Source organism: Sphingomonas faeni, from assembly GCF_040407495.1.
GTDB lineage: Bacteria > Pseudomonadota > Alphaproteobacteria > Sphingomonadales > Sphingomonadaceae > Sphingomonas > Sphingomonas faeni_D.
The window spans coordinates 13,251-37,214 of record NZ_JAPZPP010000006.1; the positions used below are offsets into that span (position 1 = coordinate 13,251).

The following is a 23,964-nucleotide window of genomic DNA, read 5'->3' on the forward strand; positions in this document are numbered from 1 at the left end:
AGCCCGGCGGCGTTCGCCTCGCAACACGTCAGCGGCCTGATGACCAAGAGTTCATTTGCCGAGAGTCTGGAGCGGCGGCGTCGCATCACGCAAATAGGACGGCTGGACCCAAATGGGCGGTCCTCTCCCTTTGCTGCCTTCAGCGTCTCTCCATTTCCCGACGGGAGAGGGAAGGGCCCGTTCGCGTCCCAACGAAAAAGGCCGCCGCCCGGTATCCCGGACGGCGGCCTTTTTTTCGTCAGCGCCGAAGGCGTCTGACGAAACCGATTACTCGGTCTCGTTCAGATAGTCGCCGGCATCTGCGTCGGTGCCGGTGCCCGAGGTGACGACCGCTGCGAGCGGATCCTCACCCGTGCCGCCTGCATCGCGCGGCGAACGTGCCAGTTCGGCGGCGTGTTCGTCGGCAGCTGACATCGGTGCCACGATCGACACCTCCGCCATCTTGCGCTGCTGTACGCGCATCGCGGCGTCGCGGCTGTTGGCCACGACACGCAGGCGGTTGAGGCCTGCACCGGTGCCTGCCGGGATGAGCCGGCCGACGATCACGTTCTCCTTCAGGCCCATCAGCATGTCCTGCTTACCCTGGACCGCTGCCTCGGTGAGGACGCGAGTGGTCTCCTGGAACGATGCCGCCGAGATGAAGCTGCGGGTCTGCAGCGACGCCTTGGTGATGCCGAGCAGGATGGGCTTGCCCTGTGCGCGGGTCTGCTTCTTCTCGAGCTTCTCGTTGGTCGCGTCCATTTCCTCGCGATCGACCTGCTCGCCCTTCAGCAGCGTGGTGTCGCCGCCGTCGGTGATCTCGACCTTCTGCAGCATCTGACGAACGATCGTCTCGATGTGCTTGTCGTTGATCTTCACGCCCTGGAGACGATAGACCTCCTGGATTTCCGACACGAGATACTCGGCGAGGGGTTCGATGCCCATCGTCTCGAGGATGTCGTGCGGATCGGGCGAGCCGCCGATCAGGTTATCGCCGCGCTTGACGTAATCGCCTTCCTGCACGTCGATCACCTTCGACTTCGGCACCAGATACTCGACGACGTCGCCGCCATCCTCGGGCTGGATGCCGATCTTGCGCTTCGCCTTGTAGTCCTTGCCGAACACGACGCGGCCCGAGATCTTGGCGATGATCGCCGAGTCCTTGGGGATGCGTGCCTCGAACAGCTCGGCAACACGCGGCAGACCACCGGTGATGTCGCGCGTCTTGGCGCTCTCGCGGCTGACGCGGGCCACGACGTCGCCGCCGAACACCTGTGCGCCATCCTCGACCGACAGCGTAGCGCCGATTGCCAGCATGTAACGACCGGTCTCGCCCGACGTCTCGTCGAGCAGGGTCATGCGCGGACGCAGATCCTCCTTCGACTTGGTAGCCGCACGATATTCGATCACGACGCGCTGGGCGATACCCGTGGCTTCGTCGGTCTGCTCGGTGAGCGTCTTGCCCTCGATCAGGTCGACATACTTGATCGTGCCCGGGTTCTCCGTGATCACCGGCATGGTGAACGGATCCCACTCGGCCATCCGATCGCCGCGCGACACGATGTGACCATCGTCGAACAGCACGTACGCACCGTAGGGGATGCGATCGACCGAGAGTTCGCGGCCGTCCATGTCGACGATCGCGATTTCGCCCGAGCGGCTGAGCACCACGCGACGGCCACGCTGGTCGACGATGATACGCAGATCGCGGAACTGCACAGTACCGTCAGCGTGAGCCTCGAGGTTCGACGTTTCGTTGAGCTGCGCCGCACCACCGATGTGGAACGTACGCATCGTCAGCTGCGTGCCCGGCTCACCGATCGACTGCGCGGCGATGACGCCGACAGCTTCACCGATGTTGACCGGCGTACCGCGGGCGAGATCGCGCCCGTAGCACTTGCCGCAAACGCCGATCTTCGATTCGCAGACCAGCGGGCTGCGGATCTTGCACGACTGCGTGCCGAGGCCTTCGATCGTCGTGATCATCGGCTCGTCGAGCAGCGTGCCCGACGGGATGACGACCTTGCCGGTCTTCGGATCGACGATGTCCTCCGCGGTCGTACGACCGAGGATGCGCTCGCCGAGGCTTGCGATCGTCGAACCACCCTGAAGAATGGCCTTCATCTCCAGCGCGCGCGTGGTGCCGCAATCCGGTTCGATGATGACGCAATCCTGCGACACGTCGACCAGACGACGAGTCAGGTAGCCCGAGTTGGCCGTCTTCAACGCCGTATCCGCGAGGCCCTTACGAGCGCCATGGGTCGAGTTGAAGTACTCAAGGACCGTCAGGCCTTCCTTGAAGTTCGAGATGATCGGCGTCTCGATGATCTCGCCCGACGGCTTGGCCATCAGGCCACGCATACCGGCAAGCTGCTTGATCTGCGCCTGCGAACCACGAGCACCCGAATGGGCCATCATGTAGATCGAGTTGATCGGCTTTTCACGGCCGGTCTCCTCGTCGACCTTCACCGCACGGATCTCGTCCATCATGGCGTTCGCGACCTGGTCGCCGCAACGGCTCCAGGCGTCGATCACCTTGTTGTACTTCTCCTGCTGCGTGATCAGGCCGTCCTGATACTGCTGCTCGAAGTCCTTCACGAGCGCCTTGGTGTCGTCGACCAGACCAACCTTGGCGTCCGGAATGATCATGTCGTCCTTGCCGAACGAGATGCCGGCGCGGAACGCGTGGCGGAAGCCGAGCGACATGATCGCGTCGGCGAACAGCACGGTCTCCTTCTGGCCGGTGTGACGATAGACCTCGTCGATCACGTCGCCCACGTCCTTCTTGGTGAGGAGGCGGTTGACGGTGTCGAACGGCACCTTGTGGCTATGCGGCAGGCACTCGCCCAGCAGCATGCGGCCCGGGGTCGTCTCGTACCGCTTGAGGTACTGCTTGCCCTTCTCGTCGGTCTGCGGAACGCGGCTGATGACCTTGGTGTGCAGCGTGACCGCCTGGGCGTTCAGCGCCTGGTGCACTTCGGCCATGTCACCGAGCAGCATCCCCTGGCCCGGCTCGTTCTCCTTCATCATCGACAGATAATAGAGACCGAGGACCATGTCCTGCGACGGAACGATGATCGGCTTGCCGTTGGCGGGCGACAGGATGTTGTTCGTCGACATCATCAGGACGCGTGCTTCGAGCTGGGCCTCGAGGCTCAGCGGGACGTGCACGGCCATCTGATCGCCGTCGAAATCGGCGTTGAACGCGGAGCAGACCAGCGGGTGAAGCTGGATCGCCTTGCCCTCGATCAGCACTGGCTCGAATGCCTGGATGCCGAGACGGTGAAGCGTCGGCGCACGGTTCAGCATGACCGGATGCTCGCGGATCACCTCGTCCAGGATGTCCCAGACTTCCTTGCGCTCCTTTTCGACCCACTTCTTCGCCTGCTTCAGGGTCATCGACAGACCCTTCGCATCGAGACGGGCGTAGATGAACGGCTTGAACAGCTCGAGCGCCATCTTCTTCGGCAGGCCGCACTGGTGCAGCTTCAGCTCAGGCCCGGTCACGATGACCGAACGACCCGAATAGTCGACGCGCTTGCCGAGAAGGTTCTGACGGAAGCGGCCCTGCTTGCCCTTGAGCATGTCGGACAGCGACTTCAGCGGGCGCTTGTTGGCGCCCGTGATCGTGCGACCGCGGCGACCATTGTCGAACAATGCGTCGACAGCCTCTTGGAGCATGCGCTTCTCGTTGCGGACGATGATGTCCGGCGCGCGAAGCTCCATCAGGCGCTTGAGGCGGTTGTTGCGGTTGATCACGCGGCGATACAGATCGTTCAGATCCGACGTCGCGAAACGACCACCGTCCAGCGGCACCAGCGGGCGCAGCTCGGGCGGGATGACCGGAACGACCTCGAGGATCATCCACTCGGGACGGTTGCCCGAATCAATGAAGCTCTCGACGACCTTCAGGCGCTTGATGATCTTCTTCGGCTTCAGCTCGGACTTCGTGACCGCGAGCTCTTCGAGCAGCGCGGTACGCTCACCGACGAGATCGAGCGATTCGAGCATGATGCGGACCGCCTCGGCACCGATACCGGCCGAGAACGCGTCCTCGCCATACTGGTCCTGCGCGTCGAGGAGCTCGTCCTCGGTCATCAGCTGGTACTTCTCGAGCGGGGTCAGGCCCGGCTCGATCACGATGTACGCCTCGAAGTACAGCACGCGCTCGAGCTGCTTAAGCTGCATGTCGAGCAGCAGGCCGATGCGCGACGGCAGCGACTTCAGGAACCAGATGTGCGCGACCGGCGCGGCGAGCTCGATATGGCCCATCCGCTCGCGGCGGACCTTCGAGACGGTAACCTCGACGCCGCACTTCTCGCAGACGATGCCCTTGTACTTCATGCGCTTGTACTTGCCGCACAGGCACTCGTAGTCCTTGATCGGACCGAAGATGCGCGCGCAGAACAGGCCGTCACGCTCAGGCTTGAACGTGCGATAGTTGATGGTCTCGGGCTTCTTGATCTCGCCGAACGACCACGAACGGATCTTGTCCGGGGACGCGATGCCGATCTGGATCTGGTCGAACGTCTCGGTCTTGGCGACCGGATTGGCGAAGGGGGTCATCTCGTTCATGAGCTGTCCTTGTAGAATTCATATCTCCTCTCCCATCGGGAGAGGAAGGGGCCCGCCGGCAACGCCGGTGGGAAGGTGAGGGTGATGTCGCGAGCGTGGCTCGGCCTCACCCTTCCGCGCCTTCGGCGCTCCCTCCCTCTCCCAGATGGGAGAGGGAGAAGAAGGCTTACTCCGCCGCGATCTGGATGCCGTCGCTGTCGAAGCCGGGCTCCGACTGCTTCAGGTCCACATTCAGGCCGAGCGAGCGCATTTCCTTGACGAGCACGTTGAAGCTCTCCGGGATGCCGGCCTCGAACGTGTCGTCGCCCTTGACGATCGCCTCGTAGACCTTGGTGCGTCCGACCACGTCATCGGACTTCACCGTCAGCATTTCCTGCAAGGTGTACGCCGCGCCGTAGGCCTGGAGTGCCCAGACCTCCATCTCGCCGAAGCGCTGCCCACCGAACTGCGCCTTACCACCCAGCGGCTGCTGCGTGACCAACGAGTACGGCCCGATCGACCGTGCGTGGATCTTGTCGTCGACCAGATGGTGGAGCTTCAGCATGTAGATGTAGCCCACCGTCACCTTGCGATCGAACTGATCGCCGGTGCGGCCGTCGAACAGGTCCGACTGACCCGACGTGTCGAGGCCCGCCAGCGCCAGCATCGCCGAGACGTCGGCTTCGCGGGCACCATCGAACACCGGCGTCGCCATCGGCACGCCGCCCTTCAGGTTCTTGGCGAGCTCGACGATCTCGTCACCCGTGCGGGCGTCGATCTCGGCGTGATACTGCTCGCCGTACACCGTCTTGAGGCGATCGCGGACCGCCTCCGGCATCGCACCCGGCTTGGCGTCCGGATTCTCCTCACGCCACGTCTCGAGAGCCGCGGTGATCGACTGACCCAGGCCACGTGCGGCCCAACCCAGATGCGTCTCGAAGATCTGACCGACGTTCATGCGCGAAGGCACGCCCAGCGGGTTGAGCACGATATCGACCGGCGTACCGTCGGCGAGGAACGGCATGTCCTCCGCCGGCAGGATGCGGCTGATGACGCCCTTGTTCCCGTGACGGCCGGCCATCTTGTCGCCCGGCTGCAGCTTGCGCTTCACCGCGACGAACACCTTGACCATCTTCAGCACGCCCGGCGACAGCTCGTCGCCACGCTCCAGCTTCTCGCGACGATCGTGGAACTTGTCCGTGATCAGCTTGGCTGCATCGTCATACTGGATCTTGACCGCTTCCAGATCGCTCTGGACCTTATCGTCGGCGACCGCGAACTTCCACCACTCGTGGCGGTCGACGCTGTCGAGCAGATCCATGTCGATCACGACGCCCTTCTTGACGCCCTTCGGCGCCGAGGTGGCGGTCTGGTCGAGCAGCATCTCGCGAAGACGCGACCAGGTCGCACGGTTCAGGATCGAACGCTCGTCGTCCGAATCCTTCTTCAGGCGCTCGATCTCCTCGCGCTCGATCGCCATCGCGCGCTCGTCCTTGTCGATGCCGTGACGGTTGAAGACGCGAACGTCGACGACCGTACCCGACACGCCCGGCGGCAGGCGAAGCGACGTATCGCGCACGTCGCTGGCCTTCTCACCAAAGATCGCGCGGAGAAGCTTCTCCTCCGGCGTCATCGGCGATTCACCCTTCGGGGTGATCTTGCCGGCGAGGATATCGCCCGGCTCGACCTCTGCACCGATGTAGACGATGCCCGCCTCGTCGAGGTTGCGCAGAGCTTCCTCGCCGACGTTCGGGATGTCGCGCGTGATGTCCTCAGGCCCGAGCTTGGTATCGCGAGCCATCACCTCGAACTCGTCGATATGGATCGACGTGAACACGTCGTCCTTCACGATCCGCTCGGAGATCAGGATCGAATCCTCGTAGTTGTAGCCGTTCCACGGCATGAACGCGACGAGGCTGTTGCGACCCAGCGCCAGCTCGCCGAACTCGGTCGACGGACCGTCGGCGAGCACGTCGCCGGCACGAACCGCATCACCCACCTTCACCAGCGGACGCTGGTTGATGCAGGTCGACTGGTTCGAGCGCTGGAACTTCATCAGCGTGTAGATGTCGACGCCCGACTTGCCGGCATCGATCTCGCCGGTCGCCCGGATCACGATACGCGCCGCGTCGACCTGATCGACGATGCCCGCACGCTTTGCCGAGATCGCAGCACCAGAGTCACGTGCCACAGTCTCTTCCATGCCGGTGCCGACGAACGGCGCCTCGGCCTGGACGAGCGGCACGGCCTGACGCTGCATGTTCGAGCCCATCAGTGCACGGTTGGCGTCATCGTTTTCCAGGAACGGAATGAGCGATGCGGCGACCGAGACGAGCTGCTTGGGGCTGACGTCCATCAACGTGATGTTGTCGGGCAGCGCCATCAGGAATTCGCCAGCCTGACGCGAAGACACCAGCTCCTCGACGAAGCCGTTCGATGAATCGAGCTCGGCGTTGGCCTGCGCGATCGTGTGCTTGGCCTCTTCCATTGCCGACAGGTAGACGACGTCGTCGGTGACCTTGTGGTCGACGACCTTGCGGTACGGGGTCTCGATGAAGCCGTACTTGTTCACCCGCGAGAAGCTGGCGAGCGAGTTGATCAGGCCGATGTTCGGGCCTTCCGGCGTTTCGATCGGGCAGATGCGGCCGTAATGCGTCGGATGAACGTCGCGGACTTCGAAGCCAGCGCGCTCACGCGTCAGACCACCTGGTCCAAGTGCCGACACGCGACGCTTGTGGGTGACTTCCGACAGCGGGTTGGTCTGATCCATGAACTGCGAAAGCTGCGACGAGCCGAAGAATTCGCGGACCGCGGCAACCGCGGGCTTCGCGTTGATCAGGTCGTTCGGCATGACCGTCGAGACGTCGACCGACGACATGCGCTCCTTCACGGCGCGCTCCATGCGGAGCAGGCCGACGCGGTACTGGTTCTCGAGCAGCTCGCCGACCGAACGGACACGGCGGTTACCGAGGTTGTCGATATCGTCGATCTCGCCCTTGCCGTCCTTGAGGTTCACGAGCGTCTTGATGACCTCGAGAATGTCCTCGGTGCGCAGCGTCGTCACGGTGTCCTCGACGTCGAGGTCGAGACGCATGTTGAGCTTCACGCGGCCGACGGCCGACAGGTCGTAGCGATCCGGATCGAAGAACAGGCCCGAGAACAATGCCTCGGCCGTCTCCAGCGTCGGCGGCTCGCCGGGGCGCATCACGCGGTAGATGTCGCTGAGGGCCTGCTCGCGCTCTTCGGCCTTGTCGACCTTGAGCGTGTTGCGGATCCACGGACCCGTCGCGACGTGATCGATGTCGAGCAGGTCGAGACGTTCGATGCCTGCCTGGTCGAGCAGTTCGAGGTTCTCGGACGTAACTTCGTCACCGGCTTCGATGTAGATGCGGCCGGTCGACTCGTCGATCAGGTCGTAGGCCGAATAGCGGCCGAAGATTTCCTCGGTCGGGATCAGCAGGTCGGTCAGGCCGTCCTTGAACGCCTTGTTCGCAGCGCGTGGGCTGATCTTCTGGCCGTTCGGGAACACGACTTCGCCGGTCTTTGCGTCGACGATGTCGAACATCGGCTTCTGGCCACGCCAGTTCTCGACCTGGAACGGAACGATCCAGCCACCCTGGCCGCGGACGAACGTCACGCGGTTGTAGAAATAGTTGAGGATCTCTTCCGACGTCATGCCGAGCGCGTAGAGCAGCGCCGTGACGGGCAGCTTGCGCTTGCGATCGATGCGGACGTTGACGATGTCCTTCGCGTCGAACTCGAAATCGAGCCACGACCCGCGATACGGGATCACGCGCGCCGCGAACAGGTATTTGCCCGATGCGTGCGTCTTGCCGCGATCGTGATCGAACAGGACGCCCGGCGAACGGTGCATCTGCGAAACGATGACGCGCTCGGTGCCGTTGATGAAGAACGTGCCGTTCTCGGTCATGAGCGGCATGTCGCCCATGTACACGTCCTGCTCCTTGATATCGATGACCGACTTGGCCTCGGTATCGGGATCGACCTCGAACGCGGTCAGACGCAGCGTGACGCGCATTGGCGCGGCGTAGGTGATCCCGCGCTGGCGGCATTCCTCGACGTCGAACTTCGGCGGCTCAAGGACGTAATCGTCGAAATCGAGATAGGCGGTGCCGGCGAAATCCTGGATCGGGAACACGCTGCGCAGCGTCTTCTCAAGACCCGAGACGTGGCCGATCGACTTGTCGGAGCGCAGGAACTGCTCGTAGCTTTCGCGCTGGACTTCGATCAGGTTCGGCATCTGCACGACTTCGTGGATGTTGCCGAAAACCTTGCGGATACGGCGCTTTGCAGTGCCGTGTTCGATCGCCTTGGATGCCATAGGTTTATTTTGCCTCGTCAGCCGAAAATTCGTGCTCGGGAACCCCCGAACGGGACGCACGTTCACGCAAAAAGGCCGCGCGCATCAGGTGCGGCGGCTCTCAGCGTATGAAACCTCGGTATCCAATACGATCGACACGCTGCGCGACGGCATGTCATTTCCCGGATGCTGTGGTGAGATGCGGATATAGGCGCGCCGTGGCGTCATGTCAAAGGGTGGTCGCTAAACGGTCGTTTCGACACGGTCGGGCTGCTGAAAATACTATAGATACCAGATGCTGGCCGACGCTATCTGCATCCCTGACGAGATGTAACGCGTATTTCCAGTATTACCGGTGACCTTCGCAGGGGAGTAGCGGCGTCATGAACGACAGGACCATAGTGCGGACGGTATCCGACCAGGACCGCGCGAACTGGATGCGGCTGATCGACGATCACGAGAAGATCGCGGGCCAGTGCGCCGAACTCGTCATCCTGTCGCGGCAGTCCAGGACGCAAAGCGCGATTGCCTCGCGCAAGCTGATCGAGCTGGCGGTGACCGTCGCCGATCATCTCGGGGTCGAGGACGAGGTCATCGATCGCACCGTCGTGGCGATGGAGGCGCACTGTTCCGCCGACACGATCGCGATGATGGAGGAGGACCTCGATATCCTCCGTTCGGACTGGAAGGCGTTCATCGGCCATTGGCTGCCGACGATTTCGCCCAACGATTGGGCGGCGTTCGGGGTGGAGGCGGGGTCGATGCTTGATCGCCTGTCGGACCAGGTGAAGCTGGAAACGGAGCTTCTGTACGATCATGCGCTGCGCGACGGTGTGGTCCGCCCGGGTGGGCTGGTGCTGCACTGAGTGCTGGTGATGCGCTGAGTCGATCCTCCCCCGCCAGGGGGAGGGGGCTGGCACTTGCCAGACGGAGGGGGAGGTAAGAGCAACGGTCGTTGCGTATTCCTCCCCCTCCGTCACCTGCGGTTCCACCTCCCCCTGGCGGGGGGGGGGGCGAAAGAGCGTCAGCGCTTCTTCTTCTTCGACGGCACATCCACCACCGGCGCCACCGGCACAGGCGGCTGCACCGTAACCTTCACCACCAGCGGCAAAACCCCCGGATCCGCCGGATACTCCCGCCGCGCCCGCGCGAACACGAACCGCGCCTTCGCAGCCCCAGGTGCACTCTCGCTCGCCCCGACCCAGCGCCAATGCCACGGCTCCCACTTCACATGCTGCTTGTTGCCGCCTGGAAAGCTCTGTTCGAACCCGAACCGAGGCGCGTTCAGCCGCAGCCAGCGTGCGGCGGGCGTCGCGGCCATGCACGCCTCCGCATCGGGGCATCCGTTCGCCGGCCGCACCGCAAAATCCAAAGCATAGCCAGTCGAATGCTCGCTATACCCCGGCGGCGCGACCGAGATCGCGCGATCGGCCGGATTGCTCGTCTCGCCGCGGCAGAACACGCTGCGCTGGCGCGCGATCGACCGCTGGCACGACAAGGCGCGGAGCTGACCCATCGCCGAAGGATCGCCCTGCGCCGCCGCGAACAGCCGCAACAGGTCGGGCAATATGTCGGCGCGCACCACGCACGGATTGCCCACCGAATACTCGGACGGCAGCGTGACCAGCTCGCTTTCGGGCGCGTCGCCATACGGCAAATGCCCGAACGCGCGACCGTCCGGCGCGATCGCCGCGCTCTGCCCCTCGCACAATTGCGCCTCCGCGACGGTCGGGGCGAACAGGAGCGCGAGAGCCAGCGTGCGGTGCAACATCGACGCGGGCTCTGGCACGCAGGCGCTAATGATGGCAAGGGCGGCGGCATGCATGGTGAACGCGTACTCTTCCTCGACGGCGAGGCCCTGGTGATCGACAAGCCCGCAGGGCTGCCGGTCGATCCGCCCCGCGATGGCTCGCTGAGCCTCGAAAATCATCTCGAAAGCCTGAAGTTCGGCTTCCAGCGCTGGCCGAAGGCGGTGCACCGGCTCGACCGCGACACGAGCGGCTGCCTGCTTTTGTCGCGCAATCCGAAGGCGCATGCCCGGTTGCAGCAGGCGTTCGAGCAGGGCCTCGTCTCGAAACGCTACGTCGCCCTCCTCGACGGTGAGGTTGACGGTGAATCGGGCCTGATCGAAATGCCCCTCGCCAAGGTCAGCACTGCCGAGACAGGCTGGCGGATGGTCGAGGATCCGAACGGCAAGAAATCGCGGACCAAGTGGCGCGTGCTGGAAATCAAGGACGGCCGCTCGCTGGTCGAGTTCCTCCCCGAGACCGGCCGCACGCATCAGATTCGCGTCCACGCCGCCAGCGGCCTCGGCGCACCGGTGGTCGGTGACGGCGTGTACGGCAAGGCCGACGGGCTCGGCATGATGCTCCATGCGCAACGGCTGATCGTGCCGCGCCCGGGCAAGCCCGACGTGCTCGCCGAAGCGCCATTGCCCGAGCGGTTCGCCAAGGCGGGGTTCGCCGACGAGGCGGCTTCGGTTGCCGACGTCGCTCCGGCTGCCGATGCGGTAACGACGCCCGACTCCGCCGACGACTGAGCGGGCGAGGGGCCGATGGTCGCGATCCCGATCACCCGATCGATCTCGATCGACGACAGCGAGCTGATCGAGAGCACGACGCGCTCGGGCGGCCCCGGCGGTCAGCACGTCAACACCACGGACAGCGCGGTGATCCTGCGCTTCGATGTCGGCCTCTCACCCGGCCTGCCATTGGCGGTGAAGAACCGCATCGCGGTGCTGGCCGGATCGCGCCTCACGCGCGACGGCGTGCTGGTGCTGCGCAGCGAAGGCTCGCGGTCGCAACTGCTCAACCGGCAGGAAGTCCGCGAGCGGCTGGTGGCGCTGATCAAGGAAGCGACGATCGTCCCCAAGGCACGCCGCGCGACCAAACCGTCCAAGGCGGCGAAGGCGCGGCGTGTCGATACGAAGAAGGTGCGCAGCGGGGTCAAGGCGGGGCGCGGCAAGGTCCGCGACGACTGAGCGAGCCATGCCTATGAGCGTCTCGTCGACGTCCGTTGGTCCGGCCTCGTGCACGACCTCGCGATCCTCCCCCGGCAGGAGAGGGAACGCCGGATCGCCGTCGAGTCATCCCAGCTTTTGCTGGTTGAAGGTTTGGGGGAGCGTTAGCTGCCTCTCAATCAAGGAAGACAGATGTACCAGTTCGATATCTCTGCCGGCACCAAGGCCGATCTCTACCGTGACCTGCTCGCCGCACTCGACGCGCTGACCGCGGACGAGCGCGACCCGATCGCCAACATGGCCAACGCCGCCGCATTGGTATGGGAATATCTGCCCGATCTGAACTGGGCGGGTTTTTACCGTCTCGTCGAAGGCGAACTCGTCCTCGGCCCGTTCCAGGGTAAGGTCGCGTGCATCCGCATCCCGGTCGGCAAGGGCGTCTGCGGTGCCGCCGCCGCGACGCTGAAAACGCAACTGGTCGAGGATGTCCACGTATTCCCGGGCCACATTGCCTGCGATGCTGCTAGCCGGTCGGAACTGGTGGTACCGTTGACCAGAGACGGAACGCTGATCGGGGTGCTCGATCTCGATAGCCCGGAGCCCACGCGGTTCGATGCGGAGGACGCGGCGGGGTGCGAGGCGCTGGCGGCGTTGCTGAGCGAGCGGCTCGACTAGTACCGGTCCGACACGCCCCGTTTCGGGACAGCACGCCTTCTGGCGACTCCATCGTACGCTTGGTAAGCAACACCGTAAGATATCCGGCGTTTGCGCTGGATCGGGTGGCAAACCAGGGAGACGGACATGCGGAAGCTTTTGATCGCGAGCGCAGGACTTGCACTGGCAGGCGGCGCGGCACAAGCGCAGCGGCCGGCTCCCGGTGCCAGCTATCCTGCGCCCGGTGCGGCGATGCAGGCGCCGATGGCACGGCCGAACCGCCCCGGTCCGATCGCGGCGCGGATGCCGGTCGTGCAGGCGCCGATGCGACCGCCTCATGCGCAGCGTACCTCGCGTTGGGGCAGCAAGATCGGCGGTCGCTGGTGGGGCGGCGCGAACGCCCCCGGCGGCTGGGCAGGGTATCGCCGTCCGCATCGCGGTTGGGCCGTGCCAAGCTATTGGAACGCACCGCGCTTCTACGTCGGCGACTGGTCGAACTACGGTCTCGCGCAGCCCCCCGTGGGATATAACTGGGCGCGCTACTACGATGACGCAGTCCTGATCGACTCGCGCGGTTCGGTGTACGACACCACGAGCGACATCGACTGGGACCGCGCCGACGGTGGCGGCTACGCGGCGATCAGCCCGCGCGACTATGCGGTCAACGACTCGGTCTATGCAGGTCCTGACGAGCGCGGGTACGCCGCGCCTTACGAGAATCGCCCTGCACCGCGCCGCGACAACGGTCTGGGTGGCGCCGCAATCGGTGCAGTGGCCGGCGGCGTTGCTGGCAACATCATCGGCGGGCGCGGTAACCGCCTTGGCGGAACATTGATCGGTGCGGGCGTCGGCACTGCGGCCGGCTACGCGATCGACAAGAGCGAAGACCGCGGTCGCCGCGCACCACCGCGGCCGGTTTCGGGATATGGCGCAGGGTATGCCGAGCCTGCCTACGCACCCGACTACGCGCCGCCCGCCTACGCCAGCGACTATCCGCCGCCGCCAGCTACCTCCTACGGCGCCGCGTATCAGCAACCGCGCGGCTATACCGTGGCGCCGGGCGGAACCTGGACGTCGCCGGATGGCGTCACGAACGTGACGACGACTGGCGGCGGGGCGTACCCGGCGGGATCGACGACCGTGGTCGTGCAGTCCGTGCCGGTGACGACGACCACGACCACGACTACAACGACCGAATATTACGACACGGTGTCGTATCCGCGCAGGAAGCTGCGGCGCCGTCGGTGACTCAGCCGAGCATGCCGGCGTAGGTCTGCGGCGGCTGGGGCAGCAGGATGCGCGACGCAATCCCGCTGCCGACCACCAGAAGCAGCGCGCCTGCGCCGACCATGAATATTTTTGAGGGCGGTGAACGCTCCGCAAGCAGCACGCTCGCCACCGCGGTCGCGATCATCGGCCACAGGTGATAGCGCAGGTCGGACGCGATGCTCAGCACCGCGAAGCTCGCCTCGAGCGTGAGCGCAGACACGATCAGCGCGGTGGCGAGGTCGCGGACCGGATCGCGCGGACGCGACACGCTCACGGCAAGCGCGGTGATCGCGACGACGATCCACGCGATCGGCCAGCCGAGCGGTGTCTCGACGACTATAGCGGTCATTGCTTCCCATGAGTGGGCTGCCGCACCGGGACCGGCGAGGCCGAGCGTGTTAGGCTCGGACGCGGCTGGCGGCGCGGCGCTCGGCCAGTGATACGGGACCAGCCAGCGATCGGTCGAGTTCAGATGCGCCAGGCGGTGCCCGGCATAGGCGATCGGATGATGCAGCGCCGCCGAGGCAAGCGTGACGTAGAGCGTCCCGGTCGGCAACCCGCGCAACCGCGCCATCGTCGTCCCACAATGCGCCTCGTCGCCTAGCGGATCCCAGAAGAACGGCTTCGCGCACCGCTTGGCGAGCACGGTCGCCGTTTCGGATTGGGTCAGGCCGGTGGCGTCGCTGGCCGGTGCGCGGGCGGCGATGCCTGCAAGGTCGTAAAGGGCCTGAGTCGCCTCGACTCCGCTTGGTTGTGCACGGAGAAGCCGGTGGTTCACGATCGGTGCGACGCCTAGCACGACCACCACCGCGATAAGACCGGTGACGAGTTTCGCGAGCGGGTAGGTTGGGCGCGGGGCAAGGGTCACGAGCAGCGGGACGACGATGAACATGGCGTTGGCGCGGACCAGTACGGCGTAGGTGAGCAGCAGCGCGAACGGGACCCACATCGCGCCGGGAAGCGGACGGCGCGCAAGCCGCCACCAGCCGATGATCCCGACCGCGGCAAGCAGCGCACCGGCAAGTTGCGCATCCTTGAGCACCACGCCCTGCCAACCGAGGCAAGGCGGGAGCAGGCCGATCGCGATGATAGCGGCCGCGCTGCGGGAGCGCCCGATGCGGGCGAGCGCGTCGCCGATCAGCCCAAGACCCAGCCAGTAGGTGGCAAGTTGCAGGACCAGCATCGGCGTAGCCCCGGGGCCGAACGCCGCAAGCAGCGCCCAGACCCGCGCCATCGCCGGCGGGTGCCAGTCGTCGTACACGCCCGACAGGACCTGCTTATATTGCGCGACGGTATCGTACATCGCGGTGCCCGGCCAGAACAGCGCGAGCGAGGCGATGCACAGCGCGGCTGCGGCAAGAATAGCGATGCGAGCGGTTGCGGCTGGTACGGGTTCGATCGACATTCGCGGATCCTGCACCGGGGGCTTATATCCGCGAAATCCTGAGCGCCGGACCTCGCGACGGCCCGCCCTTCGTTTGGACAACAGCCTGCGTCAAGCGAGATAGGACCGAAACGAGACGGTTTGCCCGGCCCGATCGGTCGGCTGGACAAGCTCGAACCTCAATCCTCCCCCTTGCGGGGGAGGATTGAGAGATCGCCTTAGTAGTGGATCGCTCGCCCATATGCGGCCAGCACGCTCTCGTGCATCATCTCGGACAGCGTCGGATGCGCGAACACCGTCTCCATCAGCTCGGCCTCGGTCGTCTCGAGCTGGCGCGCGACGACATAGCCCTGGATCAGCTCGGTCACTTCCGCGCCGACCATGTGCGCGCCGAGCAGTTCGCCGGTCTTCGCGTCGAACACCGTCTTCACGAAGCCTTCCGCCTCGCCCAGCGCGATCGCCTTGCCGTTGCCGATGAAGGGGAACTTGCCGACCTTCAGCTCGTAGCCGGCTTCCTTCGCCTTCGCTTCGGTCATGCCGACGCTCGCCACCTGCGGGCGCGAATAGGTGCAGCCGGGGATGTTGGCCTTGTCCATCTGGTGCGGCGAGCCGCCGGCGATCTTCTCGACCGCGATGATGCCCTCATGGCTGGCCTTGTGCGCGAGCCACGGCGCGCCGGTGACGTCGCCGATCGCCCAGATGCCGTCGACGTTGGTGCGGCCGTAGCCGTCGGTCTTGATGTGCCCGCGGTCGGTCTCGACGCCGAGCGCTTCCAGTCCGATATTCTCGGTGTTGGGGACGATGCCGATCGCGATGATCGCGTGGCTGAAGGTCTCTTCCGAAACCTTGCCGTCCTTCGCCTTGATCTTTGCCGTCACGCCGGTCGCCGAGGTGGTGAGACCCTCCAGACCGGTCTGGGTCAGCAGCTTGATGCCCTGCTTGGTCAGCGCCTTGTCCATGAAGGCGGAGACTTCCTCGTCCTCGACGGGGAGGATGCGCGGGAGCATCTCGACGATCGTCACGTCGGCGCCCATGTCGTTGTAAAAGCTGGCGAACTCGACGCCGATCGCGCCCGAGCCGATGACCAGCAGCTTGGTCGGCATCTCGGTCGGCACCATCGCATGGCGATAGGTCCAGATCCGCTCGCCGTCGGCCTTGGCGAACGGCAGGTCGCGCGCGCGCGCTCCGGTTGCGACGATGATGTTCTTCGCTTCGAGCTCGACGGTCTTGTCGCCCTGCTTGACGCTGAGCTTGCCCTTCGCAGTTACCGTGCCGACGCCCTCGACCACGGTCACCTTGTTCTTCTTCATCAGGCCCTTGACGCCCGCGTTCAGCTGGCCCGCGACCTTGCGCGAGCGGTCGACGATCTTGGCGAGGTCGAACCCGACATTGTCCGCCTTGAGGCCGTAGCTCTCGGCATTCTGCATGTAATGATAGATTTCCGAGGTGCGGAGCAGCGCCTTGGTCGGGATGCAGCCCCAGTTGAGGCAGATGCCGCCCAAGCGCTCACGCTCGACGATCGCGACCTTCAGGCCGAGTTGCGACGCACGGATCGCGGCGACGTAGCCGCCGGGGCCCGAGCCGAGGATGACGAGATCATAGGTATCAGCCACGGAAAATCCTTCGATTCAGTTGGTTTCGGGCGGCACGGGCCGCGGTTTGCGATCGTCGCCGACCGCCACGAAGATGAAGCGCGCCTGGGTCACCTTGCAGCTGTCGTTGCTGTGGCGCGCGCGGCGCCAGGCCTCGACCTCGATCGTCATCGAGGTGCGGCCGACCGCGATCAGGTGGGCGTAAACCGAGACTTCGTCGCCGACGACGACCGGCATGTGGAACTTCATCGCATCCGCCGCAATCGTGACGGCACGGCCGCCGCTACGCCGGGACGCGACCGAGCCGGCAGCCAAATCCATCTGGCCCATCAGCCAGCCGCCGAAGATGTCGCCATACGGATTGGCGTCGGCGGGCATGGCAGTGACGCGGATCGTCGGCGCTTTGTTGGGGGGCAGGTCGGTCACGCTTCACTCCTGCGGGTCGTTTGGTCGAGAAGGCGGGCACGACGCAGCGGCCCTACGCCCATTGCCACCGTCGCAACCATCGCCGCGGCCCCGCATGTCCAGATCACGTCCTGCCCTAGGGGGTAGGACCATGCCGCCGCCCAGGTTATCGCGACCGCGACGGCAAGCCCCGCGAGGATGTGCAGGATCTCGATGGTCGTCTGCTTCACGCCGAACACTCCCCAAACCGTTCGTGCCGAGCGAAGTCGAGGTACTGGGACACAGGCCCTTCGACTTCGCTCAGGGCGAACGGGGTGGGTGGGGAGGATGTTGGCGTCATGCTTTCGAGCTTACGCCAGCATGCCCAGCGGGTTCTCGACGAGGTGCTTGAACGCCTTCATGAACTGCGCGCCGTCGGCACCGTCGATCGCGCGATGATCGAAGCTGCCTGTCGCCGACATCACGGTCGCCACGGTCAGTTCGTCGCCGACCACGTACGGACGCTTCTCGCCCGCGCCGACCGCGAGGATCATCGCCTGGGGCGGGTTGATGACCGCGTCGAACTGCGTGATGCCGAACATGCCCATGTTGCTGATCGAGGCGGTGCCGCCCTGATATTCCTCGGGCTTCAGCTTGCCGTCGCGAGCACGGGCGGCGAGGTCCTTCATCTGCGTCGAGATCGACGACAGCGAGGCGGTGTCCGCACCGAAGATGATCGGCGTAATCAGCCCCGACGGCGTGCTCACCGCGACCGAGATGTCGGCACGCTGGAAGGTGATGAGCTGGTCGGGCGTGAACATCACGTTGCAGGTCGGGACTTGCATGAGCGCGACGGCCTGCGCCTTGATCAGCAGGTCGTTGACCGACAGCTTCACGCCGCGCGATTCGAGGCTCTTGTTCAACTCTCCACGCAGCTTGAGCAGCGCGTCGAGACGGATATTCACGGTCAGGTAGATGTGCGGAACCGTCTGCTTCGACTCGGTCAGGCGACGCGCGATCGTCTTCCGCACGTTGCTTAGCTTGGTCGCCTCATGCGGGATGTCGGGCACGGCCGCAGGCTTCGCGGCAGGCGCGGGGGCCGCAGTGGCGGTCGGCGCAGCAGCTTCGGTCTTCGCAGCAGCGGGTGCCGCACCCGGCTTGGCGCTGTCGACGTCGGCCTTGACGATGCGACCCTTCGGCCCCGAACCCGACATGGCGCCGAGATCGATGCCCTTGTCGGCGGCTAGGCGGCGCGCGAGCGGGCTCGCCTTCACGCGATCACCGCTGGCGGCGGGCTTGGCCGCACCTGCGTCGTCCGGACGACCATGATCTTCGGCCGAAGCCTCGGTGCGCTCGACCGGCTTGGCCTCGCTACCCGTATCGTTCGGATCCTTCGGATCGGGCTTGGCTTCCGATTCCTTCGCGGCGGGCTCAGGCGTCTCGCTCTTGGTGGGCGCAGAAACCGAAGACGCATCCTCGCCCTCTTCGGCGATGATCGCGATGACCGTGCCGACCTTCACGTTGTCGGTACCTTCGGCGACGAGGATCTTGACCACGGTGCCTTCGTCGACGGCTTCGAATTCCATCGTCGCCTTGTCGGTCTCGATTTCGGCCATCAGGTCGCCGGATTTCACGACGTCGCCCTCCTTGATCAACCATTTGGCGAGGGTACCCTCCTCCATGGTCGGGGACAGCGCAGGCATCTTGATCTCGATCGACATGGATTTCCCCAGGGCGTGACGTAACGGCATGCCTACTCGCGCCCTCGTCCGCTCGGGTCAACCCCGCCGCACTTGCGTATCGACCCGCCCCGGCCCAATTACCGACGACAACGGGGGCCAAAATGCGCATTTATCTGGTGGTGATCGATGACAGTCCCGAAGCCGGCATCGCGCTGCGGTTTGCGGCACGGCGCGCCGTAAAGACCGGCGGCGGCGTCGAGATCCTGACCGTCATCCCGCCGCAGGAGTTCATCGCGTTCGGCGGCGTCCAGGCGACGATCGAGGAAGAGGCACGGTTGCATGCCGAGGGGCTGGTCGCAGGGGCTGCCGGCACGTTGCTGGAGGAATCCGGGCTGCGTCCGTCGATCACAGTGCGCGAGGGCGAGGGGCCGAAGATCATCCGCGAAATGATTGAGGCAAACCCGGAGATCGCGGCTCTGGTGTTGGGTGCGGCTGCGACCGGCGCACCCGGCGAACTGATCACGCATTTCACGGGCCCCGATGCAGGTGCGCTGCCCGTGCCGGTGATGATTATCCCAGGATCGCTTACTCGTGAGTCGATCGACCGGTTGAGTTGAGCCGCTTCAGCTGATCGTAACCTGCGTCTTGGTCGAGAGGAGCCGCTCGATACGCTCAATGCCGGTCTGGGTAAGCTGAACGGCGTCGAGATCCATGTCGATCTGTTCGATCAGGGACTTGGATTGGAGCACGCTCAGCCAGCGCATGAGCGTGGCCCGCGACAGATTGAGTTGCGCGACAATCGATCCTACCGTTTCGATACGGCTTTCCGCCTCGGCGACGTAGACGATCAGCAAGATCGCCCACACGTGGTCCGCAAACAGATCGGCTCCCAATATCGTATCGCGCGATCGCATCACGCCGAGCAGGTCTTTGGCCCGACGCCACAACCCATAGGGCGTATTCCCCGGGACGGTGTTCCCGGTGATTGAGGGCAGGGCTAGTGGTAATGTCGACAACGTGCCGACCAAATGTCCGTCGCCGCAACTTCCGATCCGCGAGACCTGTACCTCGAGCGTGATGACTGCACCATCGCCGCCGATATACCGCTTTCGTATCCGCGTCGAACCTCCGTTGGGTTGCAGCGCAGCGATCTGTGCAAGATTGCGCGCAATGTCTCCTGGGTGGGTGATCGCCGTGTATGACATGCCGACCAGCTGCTTTTGCGTGCGTTGTAATATCGTCGCGACGGGTCCGTCGATCGACTGGATAACCCCAGCAATGGTCGAAATCGAATGACCTAATATCATCTGGTTCCCTCGAACCGTAAGGTGTTTCAGCATTTTGCGCCGTATGTCTGGAACATACATCATAAAGCTGTACCCATCTTATATTGTTAAGGCGCTGCGATACGGTTTAAATCTCGGCCGTCGTCAGATCGGGCGCGTTGCAATTCCTGACTTGAGCCATGCGCCAGATGCAGGCACCATTGGCCATGTCCATACTTGCAATCCCGCTGCTTCTCGCGGCCGCCGCCCCGGTTTCCTCGACGCCTCCTCAACTCCCCGCGCCATCCGCGACCCGGCTCAAGGCCGATGTCACCTCGATGGTCGGCTTCGGCACGCGCCATACCGCGTCGACTACCACCGATCCCAAGCGCGGCATCGGCGCTGCGCGAAGCTGGGCTGCGCAGCGTTTCACCGAGATCGGTGCGACCTGCGGTGGCTGCATCACGGTCGAACGGATCGCGCGGACGTTTACCGGGCCGCGTGCGCCTACCGGAGTCGTCATCGAGGACGTGCTCGGCATACAGAAGGGGCGTGACCCCAATCGCGTGGTGATCGTCGGCGCGCATATCGACAGCCGGGTGACCGACGTGATGAACGCGACTGCTGACGCGCCGGGCGCCAACGACAATGCGTCGGGCGTCGCGCTGGTGCTAGAGGCGGCGCGGTCGCTGTCGCAGCGCAGCTTCGATGCGACGATCGTTTATGCGGTGTTCTCGGGCGAGGAACAGGGCCTGTGGGGCGCCGAACTGCTGGCCGATACCGCCAGGGCGCGCGGCTGGAAGGTTTCGGCCATGCTCAACAACGACATCGTCGGCAACACGGTTGGGCAGGGCGGCGTGCGGGTGGCCGACAAGGTCCGGGTGTTTTCGGAAGGCATTCGCGCGTCGGACGATCTGGTCGCGCAACAGGGCCGCCGTGCGGAGGGCGGCGAAGACGATGGCCCCAGCCGCGCGCTGGCCAAGGCGATCGATAGGATCGCGGGCGACATTCCCGGTGGGCTCGACGTGATGCTCGACCGCCGGCCGGACCGGTTCGGCCGGGGCGGTGATCACGAACCGTTCCTGAAACTCGGCTATCCCGCCGTGCGCTTCTCCGTAGCCGCGGAGAATTGGGACCGCCAGCACCAGGACCTCCGCACCGAGAAAGGCGTCGTCTACGGCGACACGATCGAAGGGATGGATTTCCCCTATCTCGCGAAAGTGACCGCCATAAACATTGCGACGTTGGCACGGATCGCTGGCGCACCCGCTGCGCCCGAAGACGTGACGATTGCAGGGGCGTTGTCGCGCGACACCACCGTCAAATGGAGCGCGGTACCGGGCGCCGCAGGATACCGGGTCCGTTGGCGCCGCAACGACACGCAGGTGTGGACCGATACGCGAGACGTGACGGGTACGGAAACACTGCTCGTGCAGGTGCCGGTGGACGACACGTTCATCGGCGTTTCGGCATTGTCGACCAGCGGTGCAGAAAGCTTGGTCAGTTTCGGGGGACGGGAACGGCGGCGGTAGGCACCGGCTTCAGATGATTGCCGGCCCGAACCTGAGGCAAGCGTCGTCAGGCGGCGGCTGACGTTTTCCACCGACGACTGACAAGGGCACGCGCGTCTGTAACCGACATGGGGCGCCCGAAATAATAGCCCTGCGCCATGGTGCATCCGAGCTGCTGTACCATCTTGTGCTCGTCGTCGGTTTCGACGCCCTCGGCCGTCGTCGCAATATCAAGGCTCTCGGCCAGCGCGATCACCGCCCTGACAATCGCAACCGCTTCGCGAACGCCCTTGGCCGCGTCGTGGATGAAACTGCGATCGATCTTGATCGACGAGAACCGCGTGCGACTGAAATACCCGAGCGAGGAATAGCCGGTGCCGAAATCGTCGAGGCTGAGATGCACGCCGAGATCGAGCAGGCGCTCCAGGACCCGAGTTACCCCTAGCCCTTCGTGCAGGAACACACTTTCGGTCACTTCCAGTTCGAGGCGTTCGGGGGAAAGTCCGGCATTCGCCAGCGCCGATGTGACTGTGGTGAGGAAACCCGGATTCTGGAGTTGGTTTGCCGACACGTTGACCGCGATGCGGATGTCGGATGGCCATTTTGCCGCCTCGGTACACGCGGTGTGAAGCACCCAGGCGCCGATCGGCGCGATCAGTCGTACGTCCTCCGCGAGCGGGATGAACTTGCTTGGCTGGATCATACCGAGTTCCGGACTTTGCCATCGGAGCAGCGCTTCGAAACCCCGAACTCGGCCCGTCTGGGTTTCGACAACAGGCTGATATTCCAGATACATCTCGCCGTTTTCGACCGCGGTTCGCAACGCCAGTTCGAGCACACGGCGTTCCTCGGCCCGGACGTGCAGTTCGGGTTCGTACGTCCGGAACACGCCCCGACCTGCGTCCTTGGCGCGGTACAGCGCAAGGTCCGCAGACCGTATGAGCATTTCTGCGGTACGCCCGTCCCGAGGACCGATTGCCAAGCCGATACTAGCGCCGATGTAGAGGGTGTGGGCGTCGATCTCGTACGGCAGCGACAGCGACTCGATGATGCGCTGAGCAAGCCGTTCGATGGCGACGGTGTCGGTGGCGTCATGAACGACGACGGCGAATTCGTCGCCGCCCAACCGACCGCATAGATACGCCTCACCCATCAACTGATCCAGGCGCTCGGAGACACGGCCAAGCAGGCGGTCGCCGATCGGGTGGCCGAGCGTATCGTTCACGGCCTTGAAGCGGTCGAGATCGAGCATCATGAACCCATAACGGCCACCCGATCGCTCCGCTTCGGTGATCGTCTTTACCAGGGTCTCGTTGATCATTAGCCGGTTGGGTAGTCCGGTCAGCGTATCGAACCGAGCCATGCGGTTGATCCGGTCGGCGGACGCGCGTTGTTCGGTCACGTCGGAGCCCACGCCACGAAAACCGACGAATTCGCCGAGGTCGCCGAACCGCGGCGAAGCAGATATCTCCCACCAGTGATCCTCCCCGTTGATCTGTACTGGCAAGCGCAAATCCCGGACGCTCTCGCGAGCCTTCATCTTTTCCGCAAGCGTGCGCAGTCCCGCGGCGAAATTGCCGGTCTCCCAGGTTGGCCCCGCCAGGATCTGGAGGAACGGCATGCCCTCGATGCCGGCCGGATCGAGCCGGCAGGCATGGGCGAAACGCGCCGACACCCTGACGACACGACGCGCCATATCGGTTTCCCACAGCCAGTCGGCATCGGTCTCTTCGAATTCGCGGAGCAGCAGGCTGACGGTTTCGTCGCGCTCCGCGAGCGCGATCTCGCCGGCACGGATCAGGACCAGCGTCCGCGCGCGGCTGACGCAGATGATCATCAGAATCGCGGTGAAGGCGAATATTCCCACCGCCGCCGCGACCGCTCCCGCCATCGCGAGCTGGATGACCATCGCAGCGCCAAGATACCCGAGGAATACCAACGTCGCGAGCACGAGCGGCGCCATCGCGAAAGCTGCCGCCGTCATCAGTACGGCCAAGGTTATTCCCAGTCCGGCAGTCGTTCCCGACGGGGCGTGCGTGCAGAACAGCACCGGCACCGTGGACCAGGCCAAAGCGAGGGCCAGTCCGTCCCACCCCGTATTGCGTATGTCGCGGATGCTAGCATAGCTATCGCCGCGGTGATGGGTTGCCAGCCGACGAAACGCGACGGCGAGGGCAATGCCGACAACCAACGCGAACCAGGTGGCGATCTGCCAGAACGGCGATAGGCCGTCGATCAGCACTGCGGTAGCCAGGGCTGCGAAGACATTGGCCGTGAGCAGGAACAACGCCATCCCTCGCCCAGCGAACAACTGCGCAGCGCGAATACGGCTCCATTCGGCGGGATTCGCGCCATCCTGCAAACCCAGCAGCGTACGAACGTCGATCACGGTCCGGTTCGATAGAAAGGG

The 23,964-nt window shown here is 64.7% G+C and carries 17 protein-coding genes; 7 read left to right on the forward strand and 10 right to left on the reverse strand.

Translation table 11 applies throughout. The features are described from left to right. Window positions 1-267 precede the first annotated feature (267 nt). Both rpoC and rpoB read right to left on the reverse strand, forming a co-directional pair. Complete coding sequence (gene rpoC / locus O6W96_RS16690; RefSeq protein ID WP_353470603.1) at window positions 268-4,554, reverse strand: DNA-directed RNA polymerase subunit beta'; 4,287 nt, start codon at window positions 4,552-4,554, stop codon at window positions 268-270. Window positions 4,555-4,720: 166 nt separating this feature from the next. Beyond that, window positions 4,721-8,875, reverse strand: a complete 4,155-nt coding sequence (gene rpoB / locus O6W96_RS16695) for a DNA-directed RNA polymerase subunit beta (protein WP_060526672.1) — start codon at window positions 8,873-8,875, stop codon at window positions 4,721-4,723. 362 nt (window positions 8,876-9,237) lie between these two features. Between rpoB and O6W96_RS16700 the strand changes: the two genes are divergently transcribed. Further along, window positions 9,238-9,720 carry a hemerythrin domain-containing protein gene (locus tag O6W96_RS16700; protein ID WP_353470604.1) on the forward strand — a complete coding sequence of 161 codons (483 nt, stop codon included), beginning with the start codon at window positions 9,238-9,240 and terminating at the stop codon, window positions 9,718-9,720. A gap of 158 nt (window positions 9,721-9,878) precedes the next feature. Here the strand turns inward: O6W96_RS16700 and O6W96_RS16705 are convergent, their stop codons facing one another. Beyond that, on the reverse strand, window positions 9,879-10,679 hold the full coding sequence (locus tag O6W96_RS16705) for a M15 family metallopeptidase (RefSeq protein WP_353470605.1): 801 nt from the start codon (window positions 10,677-10,679) through the stop codon (window positions 9,879-9,881). Between O6W96_RS16705 and O6W96_RS16710 the strand changes: the two genes are divergently transcribed. The 4 genes from O6W96_RS16710 (at window position 10,674) to O6W96_RS16725 (ending at window position 13,715) form a co-directional block, all read left to right on the forward strand. Next, window positions 10,674-11,393, forward strand: coding sequence for an RluA family pseudouridine synthase (locus O6W96_RS16710; protein WP_353470606.1), 720 nt, complete (start codon window positions 10,674-10,676; stop codon window positions 11,391-11,393). The genes O6W96_RS16705 and O6W96_RS16710 overlap by 6 nt on opposite strands. A gap of 15 nt (window positions 11,394-11,408) precedes the next feature. After that, window positions 11,409-11,834: an alternative ribosome rescue aminoacyl-tRNA hydrolase ArfB gene (arfB, locus tag O6W96_RS16715; RefSeq protein WP_093399511.1), complete on the forward strand. Its 426-nt coding sequence runs from the start codon at window positions 11,409-11,411 to the stop codon at window positions 11,832-11,834. A 171-nt stretch (window positions 11,835-12,005) separates the two neighbouring features. Continuing rightward, window positions 12,006-12,488, forward strand: a complete 483-nt coding sequence (locus tag O6W96_RS16720; RefSeq protein ID WP_353470607.1) for a GAF domain-containing protein — start codon at window positions 12,006-12,008, stop codon at window positions 12,486-12,488. 126 nt (window positions 12,489-12,614) lie between these two features. Then, a complete protein-coding gene (locus O6W96_RS16725; RefSeq protein WP_353470608.1) occupies window positions 12,615-13,715 on the forward strand; it encodes an RcnB family protein in 1,101 nt (366 codons plus the stop codon). Window position 13,716: 1 nt separating this feature from the next. Here the strand turns inward: O6W96_RS16725 and O6W96_RS16730 are convergent, their stop codons facing one another. From O6W96_RS16730 to O6W96_RS16750, 5 genes are all read right to left on the reverse strand, one after another. After that, the gene (locus tag O6W96_RS16730) at window positions 13,717-15,141 is read right to left on the reverse strand and encodes a hypothetical protein (protein ID WP_353470609.1); all 1,425 of its coding nucleotides are present in this window, start codon (window positions 15,139-15,141) and stop codon (window positions 13,717-13,719) included. 197 nt (window positions 15,142-15,338) lie between these two features. Then, window positions 15,339-16,733 (reverse strand): dihydrolipoyl dehydrogenase, encoded by a 1,395-nt coding sequence (gene lpdA / locus O6W96_RS16735; RefSeq protein ID WP_353470610.1) that lies wholly within the window; start codon window positions 16,731-16,733, stop codon window positions 15,339-15,341. Between the two features lie 15 nt (window positions 16,734-16,748). Next, a complete protein-coding gene (locus O6W96_RS16740; RefSeq protein WP_107952653.1) occupies window positions 16,749-17,090 on the reverse strand; it encodes an acyl-CoA thioesterase in 342 nt (113 codons plus the stop codon). Window positions 17,091-17,134: 44 nt separating this feature from the next. Further along, on the reverse strand, window positions 17,135-17,347 hold the full coding sequence (locus O6W96_RS16745) for a hypothetical protein (RefSeq protein ID WP_353470611.1): 213 nt from the start codon (window positions 17,345-17,347) through the stop codon (window positions 17,135-17,137). A 120-nt stretch (window positions 17,348-17,467) separates the two neighbouring features. Continuing rightward, window positions 17,468-18,817: a pyruvate dehydrogenase complex dihydrolipoamide acetyltransferase gene (locus O6W96_RS16750; protein WP_353470612.1), complete on the reverse strand. Its 1,350-nt coding sequence runs from the start codon at window positions 18,815-18,817 to the stop codon at window positions 17,468-17,470. Window positions 18,818-18,939: 122 nt separating this feature from the next. Between O6W96_RS16750 and O6W96_RS16755 the strand changes: the two genes are divergently transcribed. Beyond that, a complete protein-coding gene (locus O6W96_RS16755) occupies window positions 18,940-19,395 on the forward strand; it encodes a universal stress protein (RefSeq protein WP_353470613.1) in 456 nt (151 codons plus the stop codon). Window positions 19,396-19,401: 6 nt separating this feature from the next. Here the strand turns inward: O6W96_RS16755 and O6W96_RS16760 are convergent, their stop codons facing one another. Further along, window positions 19,402-20,145: a PAS domain-containing protein gene (locus O6W96_RS16760; RefSeq protein ID WP_353470614.1), complete on the reverse strand. Its 744-nt coding sequence runs from the start codon at window positions 20,143-20,145 to the stop codon at window positions 19,402-19,404. 125 nt (window positions 20,146-20,270) lie between these two features. Here O6W96_RS16760 and O6W96_RS16765 point away from each other — a divergent pair, with 125 nt between their 5' ends. Next, window positions 20,271-21,575, forward strand: a complete 1,305-nt coding sequence (locus tag O6W96_RS16765) for a M20/M25/M40 family metallo-hydrolase (RefSeq protein WP_353470615.1) — start codon at window positions 20,271-20,273, stop codon at window positions 21,573-21,575. A 46-nt stretch (window positions 21,576-21,621) separates the two neighbouring features. Here the strand turns inward: O6W96_RS16765 and O6W96_RS16770 are convergent, their stop codons facing one another. Further along, the gene (locus O6W96_RS16770) at window positions 21,622-23,943 is read right to left on the reverse strand and encodes a putative bifunctional diguanylate cyclase/phosphodiesterase (RefSeq protein ID WP_353470616.1); all 2,322 of its coding nucleotides are present in this window, start codon (window positions 23,941-23,943) and stop codon (window positions 21,622-21,624) included. Window positions 23,944-23,964: the final 21 nt, after the last annotated feature.

Excerpts from the sequence above, each read along its gene's own strand:
- rpoC (WP_353470603.1), bottom strand. The coding sequence starts at position 4,554 with ATGAACGAGATGACCCCCTTCGCCAATCCGGTCGCCAAGACCGAGACG.
- rpoB (WP_060526672.1), bottom strand. The coding sequence starts at position 8,875 with ATGGCATCCAAGGCGATCGAACACGGCACTGCAAAGCGCCGTATCCGC.
- O6W96_RS16700 (WP_353470604.1), top strand. The coding sequence starts at position 9,238 with ATGAACGACAGGACCATAGTGCGGACGGTATCCGACCAGGACCGCGCG.
- O6W96_RS16710 (WP_353470606.1), top strand. The coding sequence starts at position 10,674 with ATGCATGGTGAACGCGTACTCTTCCTCGACGGCGAGGCCCTGGTGATC.
- O6W96_RS16705 (WP_353470605.1), bottom strand. The coding sequence starts at position 10,679 with ATGCATGCCGCCGCCCTTGCCATCATTAGCGCCTGCGTGCCAGAGCCC.
- arfB (WP_093399511.1), top strand. The coding sequence starts at position 11,409 with ATGGTCGCGATCCCGATCACCCGATCGATCTCGATCGACGACAGCGAG.
- O6W96_RS16720 (WP_353470607.1), top strand. The coding sequence starts at position 12,006 with ATGTACCAGTTCGATATCTCTGCCGGCACCAAGGCCGATCTCTACCGT.
- O6W96_RS16725 (WP_353470608.1), top strand. The coding sequence starts at position 12,615 with ATGCGGAAGCTTTTGATCGCGAGCGCAGGACTTGCACTGGCAGGCGGC.
- O6W96_RS16730 (WP_353470609.1), bottom strand. The coding sequence starts at position 15,141 with ATGTCGATCGAACCCGTACCAGCCGCAACCGCTCGCATCGCTATTCTT.
- O6W96_RS16740 (WP_107952653.1), bottom strand. The coding sequence starts at position 17,090 with ATGCCCGCCGACGCCAATCCGTATGGCGACATCTTCGGCGGCTGGCTG.
- O6W96_RS16750 (WP_353470612.1), bottom strand. The coding sequence starts at position 18,817 with ATGTCGATCGAGATCAAGATGCCTGCGCTGTCCCCGACCATGGAGGAG.
- O6W96_RS16755 (WP_353470613.1), top strand. The coding sequence starts at position 18,940 with ATGCGCATTTATCTGGTGGTGATCGATGACAGTCCCGAAGCCGGCATC.
- O6W96_RS16760 (WP_353470614.1), bottom strand. The coding sequence starts at position 20,145 with ATGTATGTTCCAGACATACGGCGCAAAATGCTGAAACACCTTACGGTT.
- O6W96_RS16765 (WP_353470615.1), top strand. The coding sequence starts at position 20,271 with ATGTCCATACTTGCAATCCCGCTGCTTCTCGCGGCCGCCGCCCCGGTT.